At 67.9% G+C, this 21,357-nt stretch carries 19 protein-coding genes; 12 read left to right on the plus strand and 7 right to left on the minus strand.

Annotation, left to right across the window (positions count from 1 at the left end):
- The first annotated feature begins 43 nt into the window (after nucleotides 1–43).
- The 5 genes from M8A51_RS16405 to M8A51_RS16425 all read left to right on the plus strand — a co-directional run bounded on the left by M8A51_RS16405 (nucleotide 44) and on the right by M8A51_RS16425 (nucleotide 8,822).
- Nucleotides 44–898: a class I fructose-bisphosphate aldolase gene (locus M8A51_RS16405; protein WP_251779593.1), complete on the plus strand. Its 855-nt coding sequence runs from the start codon at nucleotides 44–46 to the stop codon at nucleotides 896–898.
- Nucleotides 899–1,115: 217 nt separating this feature from the next.
- Entirely contained in the window at nucleotides 1,116–5,771 is a 4,656-nt protein-coding gene (locus M8A51_RS16410) for a LamG-like jellyroll fold domain-containing protein (RefSeq protein WP_259372044.1), read from the plus strand.
- A 102-nt stretch (nucleotides 5,772–5,873) separates the two neighbouring features.
- The gene (locus M8A51_RS16415) at nucleotides 5,874–7,538 is read left to right on the plus strand and encodes a GMC family oxidoreductase (RefSeq protein WP_259372039.1); all 1,665 of its coding nucleotides are present in this window, start codon (nucleotides 5,874–5,876) and stop codon (nucleotides 7,536–7,538) included.
- Nucleotides 7,539–7,669: 131 nt separating this feature from the next.
- A complete protein-coding gene (locus M8A51_RS16420; protein WP_251779595.1) occupies nucleotides 7,670–8,206 on the plus strand; it encodes a DUF4148 domain-containing protein in 537 nt (178 codons plus the stop codon).
- 142 nt (nucleotides 8,207–8,348) lie between these two features.
- A complete protein-coding gene (locus M8A51_RS16425; RefSeq protein WP_251779596.1) occupies nucleotides 8,349–8,822 on the plus strand; it encodes a hypothetical protein in 474 nt (157 codons plus the stop codon).
- Between the two features lie 31 nt (nucleotides 8,823–8,853).
- Here M8A51_RS16425 and M8A51_RS16430 read toward each other — a convergent pair whose 3' ends face one another.
- Nucleotides 8,854–9,315 (minus strand): hypothetical protein, encoded by a 462-nt coding sequence (locus tag M8A51_RS16430; RefSeq protein WP_251779597.1) that lies wholly within the window; start codon nucleotides 9,313–9,315, stop codon nucleotides 8,854–8,856.
- A gap of 168 nt (nucleotides 9,316–9,483) precedes the next feature.
- On the opposite strand from M8A51_RS16430, the gene M8A51_RS16435 reads away from it, so the two are divergent.
- Nucleotides 9,484–11,718 carry a M14 family zinc carboxypeptidase gene (locus tag M8A51_RS16435; RefSeq protein WP_251779598.1) on the plus strand — a complete coding sequence of 745 codons (2,235 nt, stop codon included), beginning with the start codon at nucleotides 9,484–9,486 and terminating at the stop codon, nucleotides 11,716–11,718.
- A gap of 130 nt (nucleotides 11,719–11,848) precedes the next feature.
- Here M8A51_RS16435 and M8A51_RS16440 read toward each other — a convergent pair whose 3' ends face one another.
- From M8A51_RS16440 to M8A51_RS16455, 4 genes are all read right to left on the minus strand, one after another.
- Nucleotides 11,849–13,141, minus strand: a complete 1,293-nt coding sequence (locus M8A51_RS16440; protein ID WP_251779599.1) for an RNA polymerase sigma factor — start codon at nucleotides 13,139–13,141, stop codon at nucleotides 11,849–11,851.
- The gene (locus M8A51_RS16445; protein ID WP_251779600.1) at nucleotides 13,141–13,548 is read right to left on the minus strand and encodes a VOC family protein; all 408 of its coding nucleotides are present in this window, start codon (nucleotides 13,546–13,548) and stop codon (nucleotides 13,141–13,143) included. Before M8A51_RS16445 ends, M8A51_RS16440 begins: the two co-directional genes overlap by 1 nt.
- 35 nt (nucleotides 13,549–13,583) lie before the next feature.
- Nucleotides 13,584–13,997 (minus strand): YciI family protein, encoded by a 414-nt coding sequence (locus M8A51_RS16450; protein ID WP_251779601.1) that lies wholly within the window; start codon nucleotides 13,995–13,997, stop codon nucleotides 13,584–13,586.
- 108 nt (nucleotides 13,998–14,105) lie between these two features.
- Nucleotides 14,106–14,465: a YciI family protein gene (locus M8A51_RS16455; RefSeq protein WP_251779602.1), complete on the minus strand. Its 360-nt coding sequence runs from the start codon at nucleotides 14,463–14,465 to the stop codon at nucleotides 14,106–14,108.
- A gap of 193 nt (nucleotides 14,466–14,658) precedes the next feature.
- On the opposite strand from M8A51_RS16455, the gene phaR reads away from it, so the two are divergent.
- Genes phaR through M8A51_RS16470 form a run of 3 tightly spaced genes read left to right on the plus strand, consistent with a single transcriptional unit; the run spans nucleotide 14,659 to nucleotide 17,862 of the window.
- Nucleotides 14,659–15,246 carry a polyhydroxyalkanoate synthesis repressor PhaR gene (phaR, locus tag M8A51_RS16460; protein ID WP_251779603.1) on the plus strand — a complete coding sequence of 196 codons (588 nt, stop codon included), beginning with the start codon at nucleotides 14,659–14,661 and terminating at the stop codon, nucleotides 15,244–15,246.
- Between the two features lie 40 nt (nucleotides 15,247–15,286).
- Nucleotides 15,287–16,684 carry a 30S ribosomal protein S12 methylthiotransferase RimO gene (gene rimO, locus M8A51_RS16465; protein ID WP_251779604.1) on the plus strand — a complete coding sequence of 466 codons (1,398 nt, stop codon included), beginning with the start codon at nucleotides 15,287–15,289 and terminating at the stop codon, nucleotides 16,682–16,684.
- The gene (locus tag M8A51_RS16470; RefSeq protein ID WP_251779605.1) at nucleotides 16,681–17,862 is read left to right on the plus strand and encodes a PLP-dependent transferase; all 1,182 of its coding nucleotides are present in this window, start codon (nucleotides 16,681–16,683) and stop codon (nucleotides 17,860–17,862) included. The genes rimO and M8A51_RS16470 overlap by 4 nt, the downstream gene beginning before the upstream one ends.
- Here the strand turns inward: M8A51_RS16470 and smpB are convergent, their stop codons facing one another.
- Nucleotides 17,863–18,324, minus strand: a complete 462-nt coding sequence (gene smpB / locus M8A51_RS16475) for an SsrA-binding protein SmpB (RefSeq protein ID WP_251779606.1) — start codon at nucleotides 18,322–18,324, stop codon at nucleotides 17,863–17,865. It lies immediately after the preceding gene.
- Nucleotides 18,325–18,384: 60 nt separating this feature from the next.
- Here smpB and M8A51_RS16480 point away from each other — a divergent pair, with 60 nt between their 5' ends.
- Together M8A51_RS16480 and M8A51_RS16485 are read left to right on the plus strand one after the other, a co-directional pair.
- Nucleotides 18,385–18,837, plus strand: coding sequence for a type II toxin-antitoxin system RatA family toxin (locus M8A51_RS16480; protein ID WP_251779607.1), 453 nt, complete (start codon nucleotides 18,385–18,387; stop codon nucleotides 18,835–18,837).
- A complete protein-coding gene (locus M8A51_RS16485; RefSeq protein ID WP_251779608.1) occupies nucleotides 18,824–19,135 on the plus strand; it encodes an RnfH family protein in 312 nt (103 codons plus the stop codon). The genes M8A51_RS16480 and M8A51_RS16485 overlap by 14 nt, the downstream gene beginning before the upstream one ends.
- Nucleotides 19,136–19,142: 7 nt before the next feature.
- On the opposite strand, the gene M8A51_RS16490 is transcribed toward M8A51_RS16485, so the two are convergent.
- Nucleotides 19,143–19,661 (minus strand): DUF4124 domain-containing protein, encoded by a 519-nt coding sequence (locus tag M8A51_RS16490; protein ID WP_251779609.1) that lies wholly within the window; start codon nucleotides 19,659–19,661, stop codon nucleotides 19,143–19,145.
- 168 nt (nucleotides 19,662–19,829) lie between these two features.
- On the opposite strand from M8A51_RS16490, the gene guaB reads away from it, so the two are divergent.
- Nucleotides 19,830–21,302, plus strand: a complete 1,473-nt coding sequence (gene guaB / locus M8A51_RS16495; RefSeq protein WP_251779610.1) for an IMP dehydrogenase — start codon at nucleotides 19,830–19,832, stop codon at nucleotides 21,300–21,302.
- The last annotated feature ends 55 nt before the right edge of the window (nucleotides 21,303–21,357 follow it).

Here is a 21,357-nt window from a genome sequence, read left to right on the forward strand (position 1 = left end):
CAGGGGCCGACGCGTCCCTGTCTGGAACGAACTGGAGAGACGAATGCTGGAAAGAAAACAGGCACGGTTGAACCGCCTGCTGCACAACGGTCGCTGCCTCGATATTGCCGTGGACCACGGCGTGTGCAACGAGCCGAGCTTCCTGGCCGGGCTGGAAGACATGCCGCGCGTGATGGACCAATTGATCGCGGCCGGCCCCGACGCGATCCAGCTCAACTACGGTCAGGCCGACCTCCTGCAGGGACGGCCGGGCCGCGAGAAGCCGGCGCTGGTGATGCGGCTGGACATGGGCAACCCCTACAACGCGGTAGCGCACCGTGTGATGTGGGCGGTACTGCAGAACGAGCACGATCCGGTGCTGCCCGCCGTGCAGATGGACGCGGCCTGCGTCGTCGTCAATCTGTTCATGCTGCCCGATGAACCCGACCTGTTTCGCCAGTGCGTGGCCAACATCGCGCGGGTGCGTGCCGACTGCGACCGCTACGGCATGCCGCTGATGATCGAGCCGCTGGTGATGGCGCCCAACAGCGCCCGGGGCGGCTACATGGTCGACGGCGACGCCGACAAGATCGTGACGTTGGTGCGCCTGGCGCGCGAGATGGGGGCCGACATCGTGAAGGCCGATCCGACCAGCGACCCCACCGACTTCCATCGCGTGGTGCAGGCGGCGCGCTGCCCGGTGCTGGTCCGAGGGGGCGGCAAGGAAGCGCTGCGGCAGGTGTTCGCCCGGTCGCGCGTGCTGCTCGACCAGGGCGCGGTCGGCATGGTGTACGGGCGCAACGTCTACCAGCACCGTCATCCCTCGGCGGTCGTCGGCGCACTGATGGCCATGATCCACCGCGGTGCCAGCGCTGAAGCGGCCTGCGATCTTTACGAATCCGCGGGCGGGGCCGGCTGAAAGAACGCGGCCCCGCGTACCCGACCGGGGAGGCGGTGCATCTCTCCCCATTCAACGAGCCACGACAACGAAGGTTCCGGCGGCGGCGGACGACCGGCCTCGCACCCCACAGGAGACAACGGTGATCAAACTCAGGCATCTGTTCCTCGTGACTGATCCGGCCTTGCGCGGGCGGTCGACCCTTCGGAGGCCCGGGCCGGCGTTGCTGGCCTTGTTCATGGCCGCTGCCCTTGCCGCTTGCGGCGGCGGCGGGCGCCATGACGGCGGCGAGGGCGCTCAAGCGACGTCCGCGCCTGCCGGCGAGAACGCGAGAGCGCTCGCGGTCGATGCGGCGTCGGTGCAGGGGCCGGGCCTCGGCAACCTCAGCTACACCCAGGCCGAACTGTTCAAGCCGGTGTCCTGGATACGCCGAGACGACCAGGGAACGCCGGCGACTTATCCCGGCCGCAAGGCCTTCGGGCTCAACGTGGGGATCATGCACAACGGCTACTTCCTCACGCTGTTCGCACCTGACAGCGGCTTGGGCCCGGGCGGCTTCCTGCTGTACGACGTGTCGAACCCGAGGGCGATCAGCCTGGTCAAGCGCATTTATGAGCCGGAGGGCCGCACCGCAGAATTCCGCGAGGCGCATGCCATCGGCACCTCGACGATCGCCGGGACGAAATGGGTGGTCATCGCGACCACCAAAGGGGTCGAATTCTGGGACTTCACCGACGTCAATGACCTCAAGCAGGTGAAGAAGCTGGCGCTGCCCACCGTCAACGGCGGTGACTACGCCAACGTGAGCTGGCAGCTGTGGTGGCAGGCGCCCTACGTGTACGTCGCGTCGGCGAACCATGGCGTCTACATCATCGACGCCGGCGACCCGGCCAACGCCGTGCTGGCCAACCGCGGCGCCGGCAAACCCAACCCGGTGCCGACCGGCGAACTCGGCGGCTTTCGCGTCGGGCCGATCTTCACGATGGGCAACCAGATGGTGTTGACGTCGATGGACAACAGCGACGGCTTCGCCAGCCTGGACATCTCCGACCCGCTCAACCCCAAGGTGCTCGACACCGTCGTGTCGCACCCCATGTATTACGCCACCTGCTTCGACGGGCGCAACCTGTACACCTCGGTGCGTGGTGGCGGGGCCAAGATGACCGGCTACAACCTCGCCGACCGCACCCGCTTCGTGGCCGAGGACAACCGCCTCGTCGTCGACGAACAGCTGTACTGCGGCACGCAGGACCACTACGTGTTCCAGGGCGCGCAGTATCGCGTGCACAAGGTCGACGTGAGCAATCCGTCGCAGCACATCGAAGTGGGGCGAGGCGGCTTGTTCGCACCGGGGTCGTCCCAGGAGGCCGGATCCGACCATGGGCAGGTCGCGCCGTTCGGCAACCTCGTCTTCATCGGCAACGACCATGGCTCGGGCAGCGCCTTCATGGCGCACTCGACGGCACCGGACACCACCAAGCCGGTGGTCCGGCAGGTGTCGCCGGCGAACGGAGCGTTGCAACAGGCGTTGAGTTCTCGCATCGGTCTCGGCCTGTCGGACAGCATCCTGCCCGAGAGCGTGAATGCCGATACCTTCATCGTGCGGCCCGTGGGCGGCAGCGCGCTGGCCGGCTTCTACAGCGCGCAGCTCGGCATCATCAACTTCTCGCCGAGCCAGCCGCTGCAGCCCAACACGACCTATGAAGTGGTGCTTCCGGCCGGCGGCGTGAAGGACTATGCCGGCAACGCCATCGGCACCCAGTTCCGCACCACCTTCACGACCGGCAACGCCGTCAACATCTCGCTGGCGCACCACTGGAGCCTGGCCCGGACCCTGGCCGATCCGGTGGGGCAGAACGACGGCACGGCCAGCGGCACCGACGTCTACGACAGCATCGGCCTGAACTTCGGGCAGCGCACCGGCGGCGTCGCGCTCGAGGACGACACGGTCGCCTCGGTGCTCGCGGGCACCGCGTCGGTGAGCTTCTACATGAAGACGACACAGACCGGCACGTCGGCACCGTGGACGGCACCCGGCATCTTCGGGCGCGACCAGGTGGGCGGCGCGGACGACGTGTTCTGGGGCTGGATCGACAACACCGGGCGGCTGAACCTGTCGGTGGGCGACGCGAACACCGGCAACCCCGGCACCAAGTCGACGGCTGCCGTCAACGACGGCAATTGGCACCACGTGGTGATGACGCGCGATGCGGCCTCCGGCGCGCAAGCGGTCTATGTCGACGGCGTGAAGACCAGCTCGACCGGTCGCACCGGAGCGCTGGGCCTGAAGAACCGCTTCCAGCTGCTGGGCCAGATCCAGGGCAACGTGGACTTCTTCAAAGGGACGCTGGCCGACGTGCGCGTGTACAACCGCGTGCTGAGCGACAGCGACGTCACGCAACTGCGCGCCTTGCCCATCGTCGGCGACCCCGGGCTCGGCGACGGGCCGAAGCTGGTCAACGGCCAACTGACCTTCAACCCCGCGGTGCTCGGCGGCAGCGCGCAGTACAGCTGGAACTTCGGCAACGGCACACGCACCTCGTTCACCAGCCAGCCGAACGCCACCTACAGCTACACGGCACCCGGTCACTACACCGCAACGCTGACCGTGCGCAACGCCAACGGCCTGGAGAGCTACTACACCTTCCCGGTCACCGTGATCCGGCCGGTGACCGCGAATGCACCGACCCACACGACCAACATCAGCGGCGACGGCAGCAACGTCTACAGCCTCAACCCCGACAGCGGCACCGTCACCGCGCTCGATGCACAGAGCCTGGCCAAGCGCTGGGAAGTGCACGTCGGCCGTGAGCCGCGCACGCTGGCCGTGGGGCCGGACGGCCGCATCTGGGTCACGGTACAGGACGACGACAAGCTGGTGGCGCTCAATCCGGTCGACGGCAGCGTGTCGGCGACCGTGTCGCTGGCCTACGGGAGCGGCCCGTACGGCGTGGTCTTCACACCCGACCGTACCAAGGGCCTGCTGACGCTGGAGCACAAGTCCGCGCTGGTCAGTTTCAATCCCACCAACGGCGCAACCACCGGCACGCTGGCACTCGCAGGCGCCGTCCGCGGCATCGCCGTCAGTGCCGATTCGCAGGCAGCCTACGTCACGCGCTTCAAATCGATGATGACGGGCGGCCAGTTGCACAAGGTGAACCTGGTGAACCTGTCGAGCAGTGCCACGGTGGCGCTGCGCGTCGACACCACCACGATCGACGACGAAAGCCGTGCGCGGGGTGTGCCGAACTACCTGCACCAGGTGGTGATCTCGCCCGACGGCTTGCGCGCCGTGCTGCCTTCCAAGAAGGACAACATCGTGCGTGGCCGCTTCCGCGACGGACAGGACCTGGAGCATGACCGCACCGTGCGCTCCATCCTGTCGCAGGTGAACCTGCAGAACGCCACCGAGGTGTTCGCCGAGCAGCTGGACTTCGACGACCGTGCACCGGCTCGCGCCGCGGTGTTCGCACCGAACGGCGACTACGTCTTCGTGGCGCAGATGGAAGGCAACCGTGTCGCCATCGTCGACGCCTACAGCCGCGCGATACGCGGCGAGATCGCCGACGTCGGCCTGGCGCCGCACGGGCTGTACCTCGATGCGGCACGCAAGCGCCTGTTCGTCAACAACTTCCTCGGGCGCTCGGTCTCGGTGCACGACGTGGCCGCCGTGCTGGCCAGCCAGAGCGGTGCGGCAACGCTGCTGCAGACGGTCGCGACCGTCGCGCAGGAGCCGATGTCGGCTGCGGCGCTGCGCGGCAAGCAGCTTTTCTACAACGCCGCCGACCGCCGCATGAGCCGCGACAACTACATGTCGTGCGCCAGCTGCCATGCCGACGGCGGTGACGACGGCATGGTGTGGGACTTCACGCAGCGCGGCGAGGGCCTGCGTCGCACCATCGGCCTGCAGGGGCGGCAGGGGCTGGGGCATGGGCGCGTGCACTGGAGCGCCAACTTCGACGAGATCCAGGATTTCGAGAACGACGTTCGCAACGCTTTCGGCGGCACAGGCTTCATGAGCAACGCCGATTTCACGGCGACGGCCGATCCGTTGGGGCCGGCCAAGGCCGGCCGTAGCCCTGCGCTGGACGACCTGGCCGCCTACCTGAGCTCGTTGTCCCGCTACGCCCGCAGCCCGGTGCGCAACGCCGACGGCAGCCTCACGGTCAACGCCGTGCGAGGCAAACAGGTGTTCGCGGATGCACAGTGCGCCAGCTGCCACTCGGGGGTGACCTTGCGCGACGGCCTGCGGCACGATGTCGGCACGATCCAGGCTTCGTCGGGGCTGGGCAACGGCCAGCCGCTGGCCGGCGTCGGCTTCGACACGCCCACGCTGTACGGCAGCTGGGCCACCTCGGGCTACTTCCACAACGGCCAAGCCGCGACGCTGCAGGACCTGTTCACGTCGGGGCACGGCAACGCCGCCGCGCTGCCGGCGGCGGACCGGTCGGCCTTGGCGGACTACGTGCGCTCGCTCGATGCCACCAGCGCGCTGCTGCGCATCCGTTCGAACCACAGCAACCTGTGCGTCAACATCCGCAGTGCTTCGATGGCCAGCGGCGCCGTGGCCATCCAGTGGCCTTGCGGCAACGGCAGCAACGAGCAGTTCGTGGTCAACAACATCGACGGCCACCTGCAGTTCGTGTTCAAGCACAGCGGCCTGTGCCTGGCACAGGGCAACACGACGAGCAGCGGTGGCCCGGTGGTGCAGGTCGCCTGCAACTTGGGCAACGCGACCCAGTGGACGCTGTCCGGTGCGGTGATGCGCAACCGCGCCTCGGGCGCCTGTCTGGACGTGCCCAACCTTTCGATGGCGCAGGACGTCGAGCTCGTCACCTGGACGTGCAACACCGGCAACAACCAGAACTGGACGCTGAACACGGCAGGGAACTAAGCGACCCCCGAGCGCCTGCGGCGCTCCCTGTGAAAGGGGGCGCCGCTTCATGCGCCCGGCAGGGCGCGAAGCTCGGCCGAGCAACGGAGAGAGACGGAAACCTTGGGCAACGACACCACCTTCGACTACATCGTCATCGGCGCCGGCACCGCCGGCTCGCTGATGAGCAACCGGCTGACGCAGGACCGGCAGCACCGCACGCTGCTGATCGAGGCGGGCGGCCACGATCGCCACCCGTGGATCCACATCCCGGTCGGCTATCTCTACTGCATCGGCAACCCGCGCACCGACTGGCTCTACCAGACCGAGCCGGACGCCGGCCTGAACGGCCGCACGCTGCGCTACCCGCGCGGCAAGACGCTGGGCGGTTGCTCCAGCATCAACGGCATGATCTACATGCGAGGCCAGTCGCGCGACTACGACCAGTGGGCGCGGCTGACCGGCGACGACGCGTGGCGGTGGGACCAGGTGCTGCCGGCCTTCAAGCAGCACGAGGACCACTACCTCGGCGGTGACGAACTGCACGGCGTCGGCGGTGAATGGCGGGTCGAGAAGCAGCGCCTGCGATGGGACATCCTCGATGCCTTTGCGCTCGCCGCGCAGCAGGCCGGCGTGCCCGCGAGCGCCGACTTCAACCGCGGCAACAACGAGGGTGTCGGCTATTTCCAGGTGAACCAGCGTGCCGGCTGGCGCTGGAACACCGCGAAGGCCTTCCTGAGGCCCGTGTGCTATGAGCGCACCAACTTCACGCTGTGGGTGAAGTCCCGGGTCACCCGGCTGTTGCTGGAGCCCGCGCCCGACGGCAAGCTGCGCTGTACCGGCGTGCAGGTGTGGGACGGTCAGCAGCTGCGGACCGCCCGCGCTCACCGGGAGGTCATCCTGTGCGCCGGCAGCATCGGTTCGCCGCAACTGCTGCAGCTGTCCGGCATCGGCCCCGCGGAGCTGCTGCGCCGGCATCGGATTCCCGTCGCCGTCGATCTGCCGGGCGTCGGCGCCAATCTGCAGGACCATCTGCAGATCCGTGCGGTCTACAAGATCGAGGGGGCACCGACGCTCAACGTGCTGGCGTCGTCGATGCTCGGCAAGGCGAAGATAGGCATCGACTACCTGCTCACGCGCAGTGGCCCCATGAGCATGGCGCCGTCGCAACTGGGCGCCTTCACGCGCAGTTCCGACCACTACACGTGGCCCAACCTCCAGTACCACGTGCAACCGTTGTCGCTCGACGCATTCGGCGAGCCGCTGCATGGCTTTCCGGCGTTCACTGCGAGCGTGTGCAACCTGAACCCGACGAGCCGCGGCACCGTGCAGATCCGCAGTCCGCAGTTCGAGGACGCCCCGGCCATCGCGCCCAACTACCTCAGCACCGACGAGGACCGCAAGGTTGCAGCGGACTCGCTGCGCGTCACGCGGCGCATCGTTGCCCAGCCGGCGCTGGCGAAGTTCCGCCCTGAGGAGTGGAAGCCCGGCAGCCGGTACCAGACCGATGAGGAGCTGGCCCGCCTGGCCGGCGACATCGCGACCACGATCTTTCATCCGGTCGGTACCACGAAGATGGGCGCGGCCGACGACCCGACCGCGGTGCTCGACGCACGCCTGCGAGTGCGCGGGGTGCACGGGCTGCGTGTGGTCGATGCCGGCGCCATGCCCACGATCACCAGCGGCAACACCAACAGCCCCACATTGATGATGGCCGAGCGGGCGGCCGCCTGGGTGCGCGCCGATGCCCGGCGCGACACCCGCATTCTCGAGATCGCGGACACCTGAAGGTGTCGCGGCGCGCCCCCTGGTGGCCGGCCCCGGCCCCAGGTGGCCACCGTTGTTGCCAAGACGTGAATGGTGGATTGCGGCCACGACGGTTTTTCCATGCGCTGCCGGTCCGTACAGTTCTCTCATCGATGAACGCGCTCTATCCGCGCAGCTCACCGAAGCAGACGCCGACGACCGGCACATGTCGCCGGCGCGAGTTGAAACCGGACCAAGGAACCGTCATGAACACCCACCATTTCCTCATGGCAGCAGCCACCGCATTCGGCCTGAGCACGGCGATCGCACAGGAAGCCACGCCAGACACCTGGAAGGACACCCCGAGCACGCGATCACGTGCCGAAGTGCAGCAGGAACTGGAAGTGGCGCGTGCCCGGGGCGAACTGGATCACGTTCGTCAATACGACAGCCCCGCGCGCAATTTCAAGTCGACGCTGACGCGCGCCGAAGTGTTGGCCGACCTGGAGATCTGGCGCCGTTCCGGGCTGGCCGCTCAGGGTCGCGGCGAAGCCTCGCCCGACTTCTTCAGCGAGGAGTACCGGCAGGCTCACGCCCGGTATGCGGCGATGAAGGCTTCACCGGAGTTCGCGGCGCTGGTGCAAACCATCGCCCGGGAACGCGGTGAGACCGTGCTGGCGGGACGACCGGCGAATCCCGCCGTTCGCTGACCCAGCAAGAGCGCGCCGAGGGGCGGTGCTCGCGATCGACGTGCATGCCCTTGCCGGGGTGGGCGTGCGGCACGGCGATGGGCGTCCTACACTGTGGCAACCTCGACAGGCCGGACCTGCCCCGGCTGCAAGGAGCTGCACTGTGAACACGGTCCTCGATCACCTGGCCGCGGAATTGCGCCTCGACGCTCCCGGCGGCGAGCCCCTGCGGCTCGCATTCGGCTACGCCTGTGTATTGCGCGTCCAGCATCTGCTGGAGGAGGCGGACGTGGTCGCATGCCTGCGTGGGCTGGGCGCATATCTCGACGGCACTCTCGATCGAGCCGGCCTCGATTGGCTGGCTGCAGAGGCGGCCCGTCTTGCCAACCAGCACCGTGGATCGCGTTCCATCGACGGTTGCGGACACGCCGCGGTCTCCGCGTCCTATGCCGTGGCCAACGCACTGGCCGGCAAGGCCCTGCAGGCAGCCGACTACGCTGCCTACGCGGTGGTGTATGGACAAGGGGGGTATGGGGCCGTCGCCGAGCCGCAGGCATTCGAGCCGGAGTTCGCCTGGCAAGTGGACTGCCTGACCCGGCTGTCCTCCTCGACGGCCGCACCCTTGAACCGCAGCTGAAGCGCCGCGCGGCAGTCCTGAAGCCAACGCGTCACTCGCCCAGATAGTCCCAGCCCGCGGCACCGACCCGCGCGTCCTTCATCACGATCACCAGCCGGTCGCGTCCGCCGCGCCAGTGATAGATCCAGAGTTCGGTGCTCTGCTTCGCCACCGGTGGCATGCGCTCGCCGGGCCACTTCAACGAGCGCAGCGTGGCATCGCAACTGTCGTCGGTACAGCTCGTGGTTTCGTCGGGTGCCCCCATCAGCTGTTTCAGCGCGCCGGCCTGGAGCCTTTGCTGCGCCGACCACGCGGCCAGGACCTGCATCGCCCGATGCAGTTCGCCCTCCCAGGCGTCGACCTCCGCGGACCAGCGAGCGCCGCTGAAATGCCCTCGCAGATTTCGCAGCTTGTCGAACGCGCGAGACGCCTTCAACACCTCGTCCGGCGTGGCAGAAGCCAGGCGGGAAGCGCCTTGCGCGGCAGGCGCGCTCGCGGCGTGGCGCGCGGGCATTGCGCAAATGGCTGCGATCGTTACAGCGGCCATACATCTGCGCCAGCCTCCGCGTAGGGTCATTTCGCTCTCCAACGTGATGTTGCTGCTGAGGATCGGTGTTCATCACCGGGCTTACCGGCCCACCGGCTGGCCGATGCCATCCGCATCACCGTGACCGAGGAGACCATGAAAACCACCTCTCTGAACGCTCGTTGCAAAGCGGCCGCAGTGGCCGCTGCCTGCGCCTTGGCCGCCGCTTTTGCGGTGGCCGCACCCAACCACCCCGAGGCTGCGACACAGCTGCGCGCCAAGGAGCGGCAGCGCACGCACATCTACAAGGCCCATTTTCCCGACCCGGCGACGGCGCGCAAGGCGGCCATCAGCTTGCACGCGAACCTGCTGGAAGCCGATTACGACCAAGGCTATCTGGTGTTCGAGTTGCAGGCCGACGAAATCGCGACGCTGCAGCGCTTCGGCTTTCGCATCGAGCGAGCCGACGACTTCATTGCCCGGCGCGACCGGCTGCTGTCCGACATCGAGGCAGCCAACGCGGCACGTGCGAGCAAGAGCGCTGCGGGGGCCGCCTCGACGGACGCTGGCATCCAGGCCATCCCGGGCTACGCCTGCTACCGAACCGTGGAGGAAAACCACGCCGATGCTGAAGCCATGGTGGCCGAGCACCCGCAACTGGCGGACTGGTTCAGCATTGGTGAATCGTGGCAGCGGCAGCAAGGGCAGGGCGGCTACGAGCTGCGCGTGCTGAAGCTGACGAACAAGGCGATCGGCGGCGACAAGCCCAAGCTGCTGATCAACAGTGCCATCCATGCGCGCGAGTACGCCACCACCCCGCTGGTGCTCGACTTCGCGCGCTGGTTGCTGGACGGCCATGGGCAGGACGCTGACGCGACCTGGATCCTGGACCATCACGAGGTTCACCTGCTGCTGCACACCAACCCGGACGGCCGCAAGCGGGCCGAGGCCGGCATCCTCTGGCGCAAGAACGTCAACATGAACTACTGCCCGCACGGCGATTGGCCGGGCGCCGACCTGAACCGCAATTTCACGTTCGACTGGAACGTCACCGACGGCGTCGGATCCAGCGGCGACCAGTGCAGTCAGGTCTACCGCGGTCCGCGCGCCGGATCGGAGCCCGAGGTGCAGGCGCTCGAACGTTACATCCGCAATCTCTGGCCTGACCGGCGCGGCCCGGGCCGGACCGACCCGGCGCCTGCAGACACGAGCGGCATCCATCTCGACATCCACAGCTACAGCCAACTGGTGCTGTGGCCCTGGGGCACGGGCACCGAGCCGGCACCGAACGGCAACGCGCTGCAGACGCTGGGCCGCCGCTTTGCGTTCTTCAACAAGTACACGCCGACGCAGTCCATCGGCCTGTACCCGACCGACGGCACGAGTGACGGACCGAGCTACGGCGAGCTGGGCGTGGCGGCCTACACCTTCGAGCTCGGCACGAGCTTCTTCCAGGACTGCCAGACCTACGAGCACACGATCAAGCCCGACAACCTGCCGGCGCTCGTCTATGCCGCCAAGGTCTCGCGTGCCCCGTACCAGATGCCGGGCGGCCCGGACGTGACGTCGCTGATCGTGTTCGACGACGACGGCGCGCCGGTCGGCACGCCGGTCTGGATCGAAGGCATCGCCACCGACGAGCGCTACAACAACAGCAATGGCACCGAGCCGACGCAGGCCATCGCGGCCGTGGAGGCCTACATCGGCACGCCGCCGTGGATACCCGGTGCCGCGGCCGTGCCGCTGGAACCGATCGACGGCGCGTACGACGCCAAGAGCGAGCGTTTCGACGGCGTGTTGCCGACCAAGGGACTGAAACCCGGCCGTCACATCGTCTACGTGCGTTCACGCGATGCGTCCGGCCAGTTCGGCCCGGTGTCTGCGGTGTTCGTCGACGTGACCGACCCGCCGCCGCCGGTGCCGCTGCATGCTGCCTTCAAGGCCGAGTGCCAGGGGCTGGCCTGCAGCTTCGACGGCAGTCTTTCGAGCGGCAACATCACCGCCTACGCCTGGGACTTCGGCGACGGCATGCATGCCACGGGACGCAACGCGAGCCACACCTATCGCAGCGGCGGCACCTACCAGGTGATGCTCAGCGTGACCGACGGCAGCGTCTCGCGCACGGCGACCCAATCGGTGACGGTGACGGCGCCGCCGACGATCGAGCTGACGGCGTCCGTGCGCAGCTACTGGCTGGCAGGCCGCGTGCAGTTGCGCTGGAGCGGCGCCACCGGCGATCGCGTCGACATTTACCGCAACGGTGTGCGCGCCACATCGGCACGCAACGACGGCTCCTACACCGAATGGCGCAGCCCCGGCACGTGGCGCTACAAGGTCTGCCAAGCCGGATCGGCTGCTGTCTGCTCGGCCGAGCAGACGGTGAGCTTCTGACTGGCAGGCAGGCTGCACATTTCGAAGGCAATCTGATGACAACCCGCACCGGCGCAGGGCCGGCGGCGGGTGCTGACAGCTTCTCCACAGGCCCATCCACAAGAGCTGTGGATGGGCATCGCGAAGGGCGTCAGTTCGGCCGGTCGCATGAAGCAGGAGCCGACAGTGCGAGCGCGCGCTCCATCAGCAGCGCACGCTCGCGCGCATTGCGCGCGAGCGATGCCGCGTGTTCGAATTCGGCGCGTGCCTCGTCGACTCGCCCGAGCTTTGCCAGCAGATCGCCGCGTACGCTGGGCAGCCACTGGTAGCTCTGCAACGAGCGCTCGGAGCGCATGCGGTCGACGATCTCCAGCGCCGCGGCCGGCCCGAACGCCATGCCGACGGCGACAGCCCGGTTCAACTCGACCACCGGCGACGGCGTCAGCTGCGCCAGTGCGTCGTACAGCGCGACGATCGCGGCCCAGTCGGTCTGGTCGGCGGCCTGCGCCCGCGCGTGGCAGGCCGCGATGGCCGCCTGCAGCCCGTAAGGCCCGAGCGCGCCGAGCGCCTCGGCGCGTTCGAGGGCCGTCAGGCCGCGCCGGATCAGCAACCGGTCCCAGCGCGTGCGGTCCTGGTCGAGCAACAGCACCGGGCGGCCCGCACCGTCGACACGTGCGGCGTGCCGCGAGGCCTGCAGCTCCATCAGCGCGACGAGGCCGTGCACCTCGCCTTCGCGCGGCGACAGCTCGGCCAGCACGCGGCCCAGCCGCAGCGCTTCGTTGCACAGGTCGAGCCGCATCCAGTCGTCGCCGGCGGTAGCGGTATAGCCCTCGTTGAAGACCAGGTAGACCACTTCCAGCACCGACGCGAGCCGTTCGGCCAGCGCATCGCCGCGCGGCAGCTCGAAGGGGACGTGCGCCGCGGCCAGCGTGCGTTTGGCGCGCACGATGCGCTGCGCGATGGTCGGCTCCGGCACCAGGAAGGCCCGCGCGATCTCGGCGGTGGTCAGGCCGCCGAGCAGCTTGAGCGTCAGCGCCACGCGGGCCTCGGTCGACAGCACCGGGTGGCAGGCCGTGAAGATCAGCCGCAGCAGGTCGTCGCCGATCTCGTCGGCGCGCGCGGCATCGAGGGCGTCGACGAAATCGGGCACGATCAGCGCCTCCAGGGCTTCGAGCTCATGGCCGATCTGCTCGTGCTTGCCGGCCTGCAGCTTGTCGCGTCGCAGCCGGTCGAGTGCGCGATTCTTCGCGGTGGTCATCAGCCAGGCGCCGGGGTTGTCCGGCACGCCCGAGGCGGGCCAGTGTTCGAGCGCGGCGACCAGCGCATCCTGCGCCAGCTCCTCGGCCAGACCGACGTCGCGCACCATGCGCGCGACGCCGGCGATGATCTTGGCCGCCTCGATGCGCCAGACTGCCTCGATCGTGCGATGCGTGGTCGAGCTCATCAGCCCTGACCCGACGCGTTCGGCTCCATGTACACCAGTTCCCAGACGTGGCCGTCCAGGTCCTCGAAGCCGTGCCCGTACATGAAGCCGTGATCTTGCGGTGCATTGGGCGCCGCACCGCCCGCCGTCACGGCCTTGGCGACCAGTTCGTCGACCTGCGCACGGCTGTCGCACGACAGGCACAGCAACACCTCGGTGCTGCGCTTTGCGTCGGCCACGGGCTTCTTGGTGAAGGTTTGGAAATAGGCTTCGACGAGCAGCATCGCGTAGATGTTGTCACCGACGATCATGCAGGCGGCGTTGTGATCGGTGAACTGCGGGTTGAAAGTGAAGCCGAGCTGCGCGAAGAAGGCTTTGCTCTCCTCGAGGTTCTTGACGGGCAGGTTGACGAAGATCTGTTGGTGCATGAAAGAGTCCTTCCGTGGGGACAATGGGGTGTCGCTCAACGCACGCCGATGCCGATCTCGCGGAAGCGTCGTGCAGCGGCTTCCGGCACGGCCTCTTCGATTTCATACAGCTGCCGCACTTCGATCTCGCCTTCGGCGCGTTCGCCGAACGGGGCAGGAAAGCGCCGCGTCCATTCGAGCGCCTCTTCGCGCGAACGCACCTGGATCAGCGTGTAGCCGGCCACCAGTTCCTTGGTTTCCGTGAACGGACCGTCGACGATGGTCCGCCGCGCGCCGGCGTAGCGCACGCGCCAGCCTTTCTCGCTCGGCTGCAGCCCGGCGGCGTCCAGCAGTACGCCGGCCTTGGCCAGCTCGGTGTGATAGCTCGCCATCGCGTCGATCAGGGCTGCTTCGGGCACGGTGCCGGCTTCGCTGTCGGCCGTCGCCTTGACGATGATCATGAATCGCATCTCGGTTCTCCTTCGTCTCGGGCGCTCGCGAACAGTGCGAGGCGCTCAGGAACACGACGAGGGAGCGAGGGCGATTTCGACGGCAACGACCCCGTGAAAACCCTGAAGCTAGGCGTACTCGTAGCAGGGAGCGACCGCCCGCACTTCGACGGTGCACCACCGTGCGGCGGGGCAGGTGGCGGCAATGTCGACCGCTTCTTCGCGCGTCTCGCAGTTGAGCAGGAAAAAGCCGCCCACCATTTCCTTGGCCTCGGCAAACGGGCCGTCGAGCACCTGGGCGCGGCCTCCGCGCACCTCGACGCGTGCGGCCCGGGCGGTCGACGCGAGCGATTCGCTGGCGAGCAGCAAGCCGCGTCGTTTCAGGTCTTCGCCGAAGCGCAGCATCTCGGCATAGGCTTCGTGACCTTCGGCCTCGGTGCGGGTGGGCCGCTGGCCCGTCGGTTCCATGATCAGCAGCATGTAGGGCATCGGAAACTCCCTCTTGCGGGCACGGTGCCCGCAACGTGCCGGCGATTACATCATGGCCGGTGCCGGCCTGTGCGATTGGGGCACGCGACCTACGGATCACCGGGGGAAACCCCTGCTGCAAGCGGCTGTATCCCCACCCCTAGAATCGTTTTGTTGTGCTCTGCACAAAGAGCACGTGATTGGAGACTCCCCCATGGCACAAGCCAGACGCTCTGCGGCGGCCGGACAGGAAGGTTCGACCGCCCCGGAGGTGCGAACCCTCAAGAAGTATCCCAACCGGCGTCTCTACGACACGCAGACCAGCAGCTACATCACGCTGGCCGACGTCAAGCAGATGGTGCTTGAAGGGCAGGAGTTCGTGGTTCGCGACGCCAAGACGAACGAAGACCTGACGCGCAGCATCCTGCTGCAGATCATCCTGGAAGAGGAAACCGGCAGCGTGCCGATGTTCACGACGCCGATGCTGGCGCAGATCATCCGCTTCTACGGCCACACCATGCAGGGCCTGATGGGCACCTACCTGGAGAAGAACATCCAGGCCTTCATCGACATGCAGAAGAACTTCGCCGAACAGTCCAAAGGCGCTTACGACCCCAAGGGCCTGAACTCCGAGATGTGGACGCAGTTCATGAACGTGCAGGCGCCGATGATGCAGGGGCTGATGTCGAACTACCTGGAGCAGTCCAAGAACATGTTCGTGCAGATGCAGGAGCAGATGCAGAAGCAGGCGGAGTCGCTGATGCCCGGTTTTCCCGGTTTCCCGCCCGCCAACAAGCGCTGATACCGCCCCGGGGGGCCCGGATCGGCGAAAATCCGGGCCCATGACACAAGACACCTCCCTGGTGGTGCCGCCCCCCGCCGGCACCTCCCCCAAGATCGGCTTCGTGAGCCTGGGTTGCCCCAAGGCGTTGACCGACTCCGAACTGATCCTGACGCAGCTGAGCGCCGAGGGCTACCAGACCGCCAAGACCTTCCAGGGCGCCGACCTGGTGATCGTCAACACCTGCGGCTTCATCGACGACGCGGTCAAGGAAAGCCTCGACACCATCGGCGAGGCGCTGGCCGAGAACGGCAAGGTCATCGTGACCGGTTGCCTGGGTGCCAAAACCGGCGAGGGCGGCGGCAACCTGGTGCGCCAGATCCACCCCAAGGTGCTGGCGGTCACCGGGCCGCATGCCACCCACGAGGTGATGGACGCGGTGCACCAGCACGTGCCCAAGCCGCACGATCCTTTCGTCGACCTGGTGCCGCCGGCCGGCGTCAAGCTCACGCCCAAGCACTACGCCTACCTGAAGATCAGCGAGGGCTGCAACCACCGCTGCTCGTTCTGCATCATCCCCAGCATGCGCGGCGACCTGGTGTCGCGCCCGGTGGGCGACGTGCTCGGCGAGGCGCAGCGGCTGTTCGAGTCCGGCGTGAAGGAACTGCTGGTCATCAGTCAGGACACCAGCGCCTACGGCGTCGACGTGAAATACCGCACCGGTTTCTGGGACGGCCGCCCGGTGCGCACTCGCATGCTCGACCTGGTGCAGGCGCTCGCCGAGATGGCCGAAAAGCACGGCGCCTGGGTGCGCCTGCATTACGTCTACCCCTACCCGCACGTCGACGACGTGCTGCCGCTGATGGCTGGCGGCCGGGTGTTGCCGTACCTGGACGTGCCGTTCCAGCATGCGCACCCGGACGTGCTCAGGCGCATGAAGCGCCCGGCCAGCGGCGAGAAGAACCTGGAACGCATCCTGCGCTGGCGCGAGATCTGCCCCGAAATCGTCATCCGCAGCACCTTCATCGCCGGCTTCCCCGGCGAGACGGAAGCCGAGTTCGAGTACCTGCTCGATTTCATGCGCGAGGCCGAGATCGACCGCGCCGGGTGCTTTGCCTATTCACCGGTCGAGGGGGCGAGCGCGAACGAGCTGCCCGGTGCGGTGCCCGACGAGGTGCGCGCCGAACGCCAGGCGCGCTTCATGGCGGTCGCGGAGGCCGTCTCCACCGCCAAGCTACAGCGCCGTGTCGGGGCCACGATGCAGGTCCTGGTCGACTCGGCGCCGGCGCTGGGCCGCAAGGGCGGGGTGGGTCGCACCTATGCCGATGCACCGGAGATCGACGGCAGCGTGCGGCTGCTGCCGCCCGAAAAAGCGTCCAGGACGCTGAAGGTCGGCGAATTCACGCGCGCGCGCATCGTCGCTACCGAGGGACACGACCTGATCGGCATGCCGGTATGAGCGGGCGCGACCCGGGCACCGGCCTCATCCACCATCCGTACCAGGCGCCGGACGGCTTCGAGTCGCCGGCCGTGGCGGTGCACAAGGGCTCGACCGTGTTCTTTCCCAGCGTGGCCGCGATGCGTTCGCGCACCTGGAAGGACAAGTCGGCCTACACCTACGGCCTGCACGGCACGCCGACCACCTTCACGCTCGAGGAGCGCATCGCGGCGCTCGAAGGCGGGCGCCACACCCTGCTGGTGGGCAGTGGCCTGGCGGCGATCGCGCTGGTGAACCTGTCGCTGCTGCGCGCCGGCGACGAAGTGCTGCTGCCCGACAACGTCTACGGCCCGAGCCGCGAGCTGGCGCTGCACGAGCTGGCGCAATACGGCGTCTCCCACCGCATCTACGACCCCATGGCGGGCGCCGACGCGTTGCGCGCGGCGATCGGCGAGCGCACCCGGCTGGTTTGGATCGAGGCCGCCGGCTCGGTGACGCTGGAGTTCCCGGATGTCCGTGCGCTGGTGGCCGTGGCGCGGGAGCGCCGTGTGACGGTGGCGCTCGACAACACCTGGGGTGCCGGCATCGCTTTCCCGGCGTTCGGCCTGGGCAGCGGGCACGGCGTCGATGTGTCCGTCCATGCGTTGACGAAATACCCGTCCGGCGGCGGCGACGTGCTGATGGGCGCCATCACCAGCGTCGACCGCCAGCTGCATGAACGCCTGATGATGACGCACGGCCGCTTGGGCCTGGCCGTCGGCGCCAACGACGCCGAACTGGTGCTGCGTTCGCTGCCCAGCCTCCATCTGCGCTACCACGCGCAGGACCGGGCCGCGCGCGAGATCGCGGCCTGGGCCCTGCGCCGGCCGGAGTTTGCCCGGGTGCTGCACCCCGCATTGCCCGATTCGCCCGGCCATGCGCATTGGGCCTCGCTGTGCACGGCGGCGGCCGGCCTGGTGTCGGTGGTCTTCGACGCGCGCCACGACGGTGCGGCGGTCGACCGTTTCGTCGATGCGCTGCAGCTGTTTCGCATCGGCTATTCCTGGGGCGGGCCGATCAGCCTGGCGATGCCGTATCGCGTGCAGACGATGCGCAACTTCGCGCCACCCGCGGCAGGGTCGTTGGTGCGCCTGTGCATCGGCCTGGAGCACCCGGACGACCTGATTGCCGACCTGGAGCAGGCGCTGCAGGCGCTCTGATCAGCTCTTCGGCGAAGAAACCTTGTGCCGCATCAGCCGGCCCTTCTCGCGTTCCCAGTCGCGCTTCTTCTCGGTTTCGCGCTTGTCGTGCAGCTGCTTGCCCTTGGCCAGCGCGATCTCGGCTTTGACCAGGCCGCCCTTGTAGTGCAGGTCGAGCGGCACCAGCGTATAGCCCCGCTGCTCCACCTTGCCGATCAGCCGCCGGATCTCGTCCTTCTTCATCAGCAGCTTCTTGGTGCGGTCGGCCTCGGGGTGCACATGGGTGGAGGCGGTGCGCAGCGCGTTGATGCGGCAGCCGATCAAATACAGCTCGCCGTCGCGGATCACGACGTAGCCGTCGGTGAGCTGGACCTGGCCGGCGCGTATGGCCTTGACCTCCCAGCCTTCGAGCACGATGCCGGTTTCGAAGCGCTCCTCGATCAGGTAGTCGAAACGCGCTCTTCTGTTTTCTGCGATGGACATGAGGTCGGTGTCGGTTGAGCCGGGGAGCGAAAAGAGGCGCCCCTAAAATCCCTGCATTCTATGAAGCACGTCAAGAAGTCCGTCCTGCTGTGGTACTCGGCGCAGGAGATGTACGAGTTGGTCACACGGGTGCAGGACTATCCGCAGTTCCTGCCCTGGTGCGAAAAGGCCGAGGTGCTGGACGCCGCCGCCAGCGAGATGACGGCCCGGCTGACGCTGGCCTACGCGGGCCTGCATCATGCCTTTACCACCCGCAATACGCATGTCCCCGGTGAGCTCGTGGTCGTCAAGCTGATCGACGGGCCGTTCTCGCTGCTGGAGGGCAACTGGCGGTTCCATGCGCTGGGCAGTGGATCTTCCGGGCCGCCGGCGAGCAAGGTCGAGCTCGACCTTCGCTATGCGTTCTCCAGCGGGGCGCTGCAGGCGCTGGTCAGCCCGGTGTTCGACCGCATCGCCAACACGCTGGTCGATTCCTTCGTGCGGCGCGCCGAGCAGGTCTATGGCGAACGCTGACATCCTGCACGTCGAGGTGGCCTACGTGCCGAAAGGCGCTCCGGCCGACGTCGTGCGCCTGGAGCTGGCGCCCGGTGCCACGATCCTGCATGCCGTGCGGGCCAGCGGTCTGCTGACACGGCACACCGGGATCGACCTGACCGCACAGCGTGTCGGCATCTGGGGCCGCGTGAAGCCGCTGAGCGAGCCGTTGCGCGACCAGGACCGGGTGGAAATCTATCGCCCACTGACCGTGGACCCGAAGGAGGCGCGGCGGCTGCGCTACCGCGACCACCGCCAGCGCAAGGCGGGCGGCTGAGACCCGCTTACTTGCAGTCGGCGGCCATGACCTGGCGGTTGCGCGCCGTTTCCTGCGCACGCGCCGCATCGTCCAGGATCTCGCGCTCGCCCTTGTCGTTGGTGCGGGCGATGCGCACACCGCTGTCCAGCGTCTGCTGATAGCTCTTCGCGCGGGCGCAGTTCTCGGCGCGCTGCTTCGCGATGCGCTCTTCCTCGGCGCGTCGCTTGGCCTCCTGTTCCTGCTCTTCCTTCTTGCGCCTGGCCTCCAGCTCCTTGTCGACGGTGGGCGCAGAGGCCTTCACGAGCGGCGCCTCGGCCGCTTCGCCGCTGGTGGGGGCCGCCGGCGTCGTCACCACCATGCGGCTGCCGGACGGGCGCTGCAGGATGTCCTTTTCCGGCACCGTGGCAGGGGGCGGGCGGTCGCTGTACTGCACCTTGCCGGCGGCGTCCTTCCACTTCCATTGCGCGGCGGCCGGCAGACTGGCCGTCAGGCCGAGAAAGAGGCCGACGGCGACGGTCAACAGGCGGAGCGAGGCGGTTTTCATGCGGCGCAGTGTAGCGGTGCCGCTGTGCCTCGACCAAGGGGGCGGCACGGGTGCGGCGGGCGGGATGTGATCAATGGCACGTTTTACGCGCCCCCGCCGCCCGTGCGGCCTGACGGCACCCCGGCACGGGCCTACGTATAATCTGCTTTTGCGTCTGGAGCTTCTCGAATGCGCCTGCTCGGAAATGCGCTCACCTTCGACGACGTGTTGTTGGTGCCGGCGTTCTCCCAAGTGTTGCCCCGCGACACGTCCCTCTCGACCCGCCTCTCCCGCAACATCACGCTGAATCTCCCGCTCGTGTCCGCCGCGATGGACACCGTGACGGAGGCGCGCCTGGCGATTGCCATCGCCCAGGAAGGCGGCATCGGCATCGTTCACAAGAACCTGAGCCCCAAGCAGCAGGCGGCCGAGGTCGCGAGGGTCAAGCGCTACGAGTCCGGCGTGCTGCGCGACCCGATCACGATCACCCCCGACCTCAGCGTGCGCGAGGTCATGGAGCTGTCGCGCCTGCACGGGGTGTCGGGCTTCCCGGTGCTCGAGGGCAAGACGGTGGTGGGCATCGTCACCGGCCGCGACCTGCGTTTCGAGACCCGGCTCGACGTGCCGGTGCGCGACATCATGACGCCCCGGGAGCGGCTGGTCACGGTCGGCGAGAACGCCTCGCTGGCCGAAGGCAAGGCGCTGATGCATCAGCACAAGCTCGAGCGCGTGCTGGTCGTCAACAAGGCCTTCGAGCTGCGCGGCCTGATGACGGTCAAGGACATCACCAAGCAGACCAGCTTCCCGAACGCCGCGCGTGACGCCCACGGCAAGCTGCGTGTGGGTGCCGCGGTCGGCGTCGGCGAGGGCACCGAGGAACGTGTGGAGCTGCTCGTGAAGGCCGGCGTCGACGCCCTGGTGGTCGACACCGCCCACGGCCACAGCAAGGGCGTGCTCGACCGGGTGCGCTGGGTCAAGCAGAACTACCCGCACATCGACGTGATCGGCGGCAACATCGCCACCGGCGCTGCTGCCCTGGCGCTGGCCGAAGCCGGCGCCGACGCGGTGAAGGTCGGCATCGGCCCCGGCTCGATCTGCACCACCCGCATTGTCGCCGGCGTCGGCGTGCCGCAGATCACCGCGATCGACAACGTCGCCACCGCACTGGCCGGCTCCGGCGTGCCGTTGATCGCCGACGGCGGCATCCGCTACTCGGGCGACATCGCCAAGGCGATCGCCGCCGGGGCCAGCACCGTGATGATGGGCGGCATGTTCGCAGGCACCGAAGAAGCGCCGGGCGAAGTGATCCTGTACCAGGGCCGCAGCTACAAGAGCTACCGCGGCATGGGCTCGATCGGCGCGATGAAGGCGGGCTCGGCCGACCGCTACTTCCAGGAAAACGACGAATCGACCAACCCGAATGCCGACAAGCTGGTGCCGGAAGGCATCGAGGGCCGGGTGCCGTACAAGGGCTCGCTGGTCACCATCCTGTACCAGATGGCAGGCGGCTTGCGCGCGTCGATGGGCTATTGCGGTTGCACCAGCATCGAGGAGATGCGCAGCAAGGCGGAGTTCGTGCAGATCACGGCCGCCGGCATCCGCGAGAGCCACGTCCACGACGTGCAGATCACCAAGGAAGCGCCCAACTACCGGGTGGAGTGAGGGCGACGCCTCGCGACCCCAGGCAGCACGCGGTGCTGCCTTTTCCTTTTCCTGA

Origin of the sequence: Caldimonas mangrovi (genome assembly GCF_023721835.1) — a bacterium.
GTDB classification, from domain to species: Bacteria; Pseudomonadota; Gammaproteobacteria; order Burkholderiales; family Burkholderiaceae_C; genus Caldimonas; species Caldimonas mangrovi.

Excerpts from the sequence above, each read along its gene's own strand:
- M8A51_RS16405 (WP_251779593.1), top strand. The coding sequence starts at position 44 with ATGCTGGAAAGAAAACAGGCACGGTTGAACCGCCTGCTGCACAACGGT.
- M8A51_RS16410 (WP_259372044.1), top strand. The coding sequence starts at position 1,116 with ATGGCCGCTGCCCTTGCCGCTTGCGGCGGCGGCGGGCGCCATGACGGC.
- M8A51_RS16420 (WP_251779595.1), top strand. The coding sequence starts at position 7,670 with ATGAACGCGCTCTATCCGCGCAGCTCACCGAAGCAGACGCCGACGACC.
- M8A51_RS16430 (WP_251779597.1), bottom strand. The coding sequence starts at position 9,315 with ATGCCCGCGCGCCACGCCGCGAGCGCGCCTGCCGCGCAAGGCGCTTCC.
- M8A51_RS16435 (WP_251779598.1), top strand. The coding sequence starts at position 9,484 with ATGAAAACCACCTCTCTGAACGCTCGTTGCAAAGCGGCCGCAGTGGCC.
- M8A51_RS16440 (WP_251779599.1), bottom strand. The coding sequence starts at position 13,141 with ATGAGCTCGACCACGCATCGCACGATCGAGGCAGTCTGGCGCATCGAG.
- M8A51_RS16445 (WP_251779600.1), bottom strand. The coding sequence starts at position 13,548 with ATGCACCAACAGATCTTCGTCAACCTGCCCGTCAAGAACCTCGAGGAG.
- M8A51_RS16450 (WP_251779601.1), bottom strand. The coding sequence starts at position 13,997 with ATGCGATTCATGATCATCGTCAAGGCGACGGCCGACAGCGAAGCCGGC.
- M8A51_RS16455 (WP_251779602.1), bottom strand. The coding sequence starts at position 14,465 with ATGCCCTACATGCTGCTGATCATGGAACCGACGGGCCAGCGGCCCACC.
- phaR (WP_251779603.1), top strand. The coding sequence starts at position 14,659 with ATGGCACAAGCCAGACGCTCTGCGGCGGCCGGACAGGAAGGTTCGACC.
- rimO (WP_251779604.1), top strand. The coding sequence starts at position 15,287 with ATGACACAAGACACCTCCCTGGTGGTGCCGCCCCCCGCCGGCACCTCC.
- M8A51_RS16470 (WP_251779605.1), top strand. The coding sequence starts at position 16,681 with ATGAGCGGGCGCGACCCGGGCACCGGCCTCATCCACCATCCGTACCAG.
- smpB (WP_251779606.1), bottom strand. The coding sequence starts at position 18,324 with ATGTCCATCGCAGAAAACAGAAGAGCGCGTTTCGACTACCTGATCGAG.
- M8A51_RS16480 (WP_251779607.1), top strand. The coding sequence starts at position 18,385 with ATGAAGCACGTCAAGAAGTCCGTCCTGCTGTGGTACTCGGCGCAGGAG.
- M8A51_RS16485 (WP_251779608.1), top strand. The coding sequence starts at position 18,824 with ATGGCGAACGCTGACATCCTGCACGTCGAGGTGGCCTACGTGCCGAAA.
- M8A51_RS16490 (WP_251779609.1), bottom strand. The coding sequence starts at position 19,661 with ATGAAAACCGCCTCGCTCCGCCTGTTGACCGTCGCCGTCGGCCTCTTT.
- guaB (WP_251779610.1), top strand. The coding sequence starts at position 19,830 with ATGCGCCTGCTCGGAAATGCGCTCACCTTCGACGACGTGTTGTTGGTG.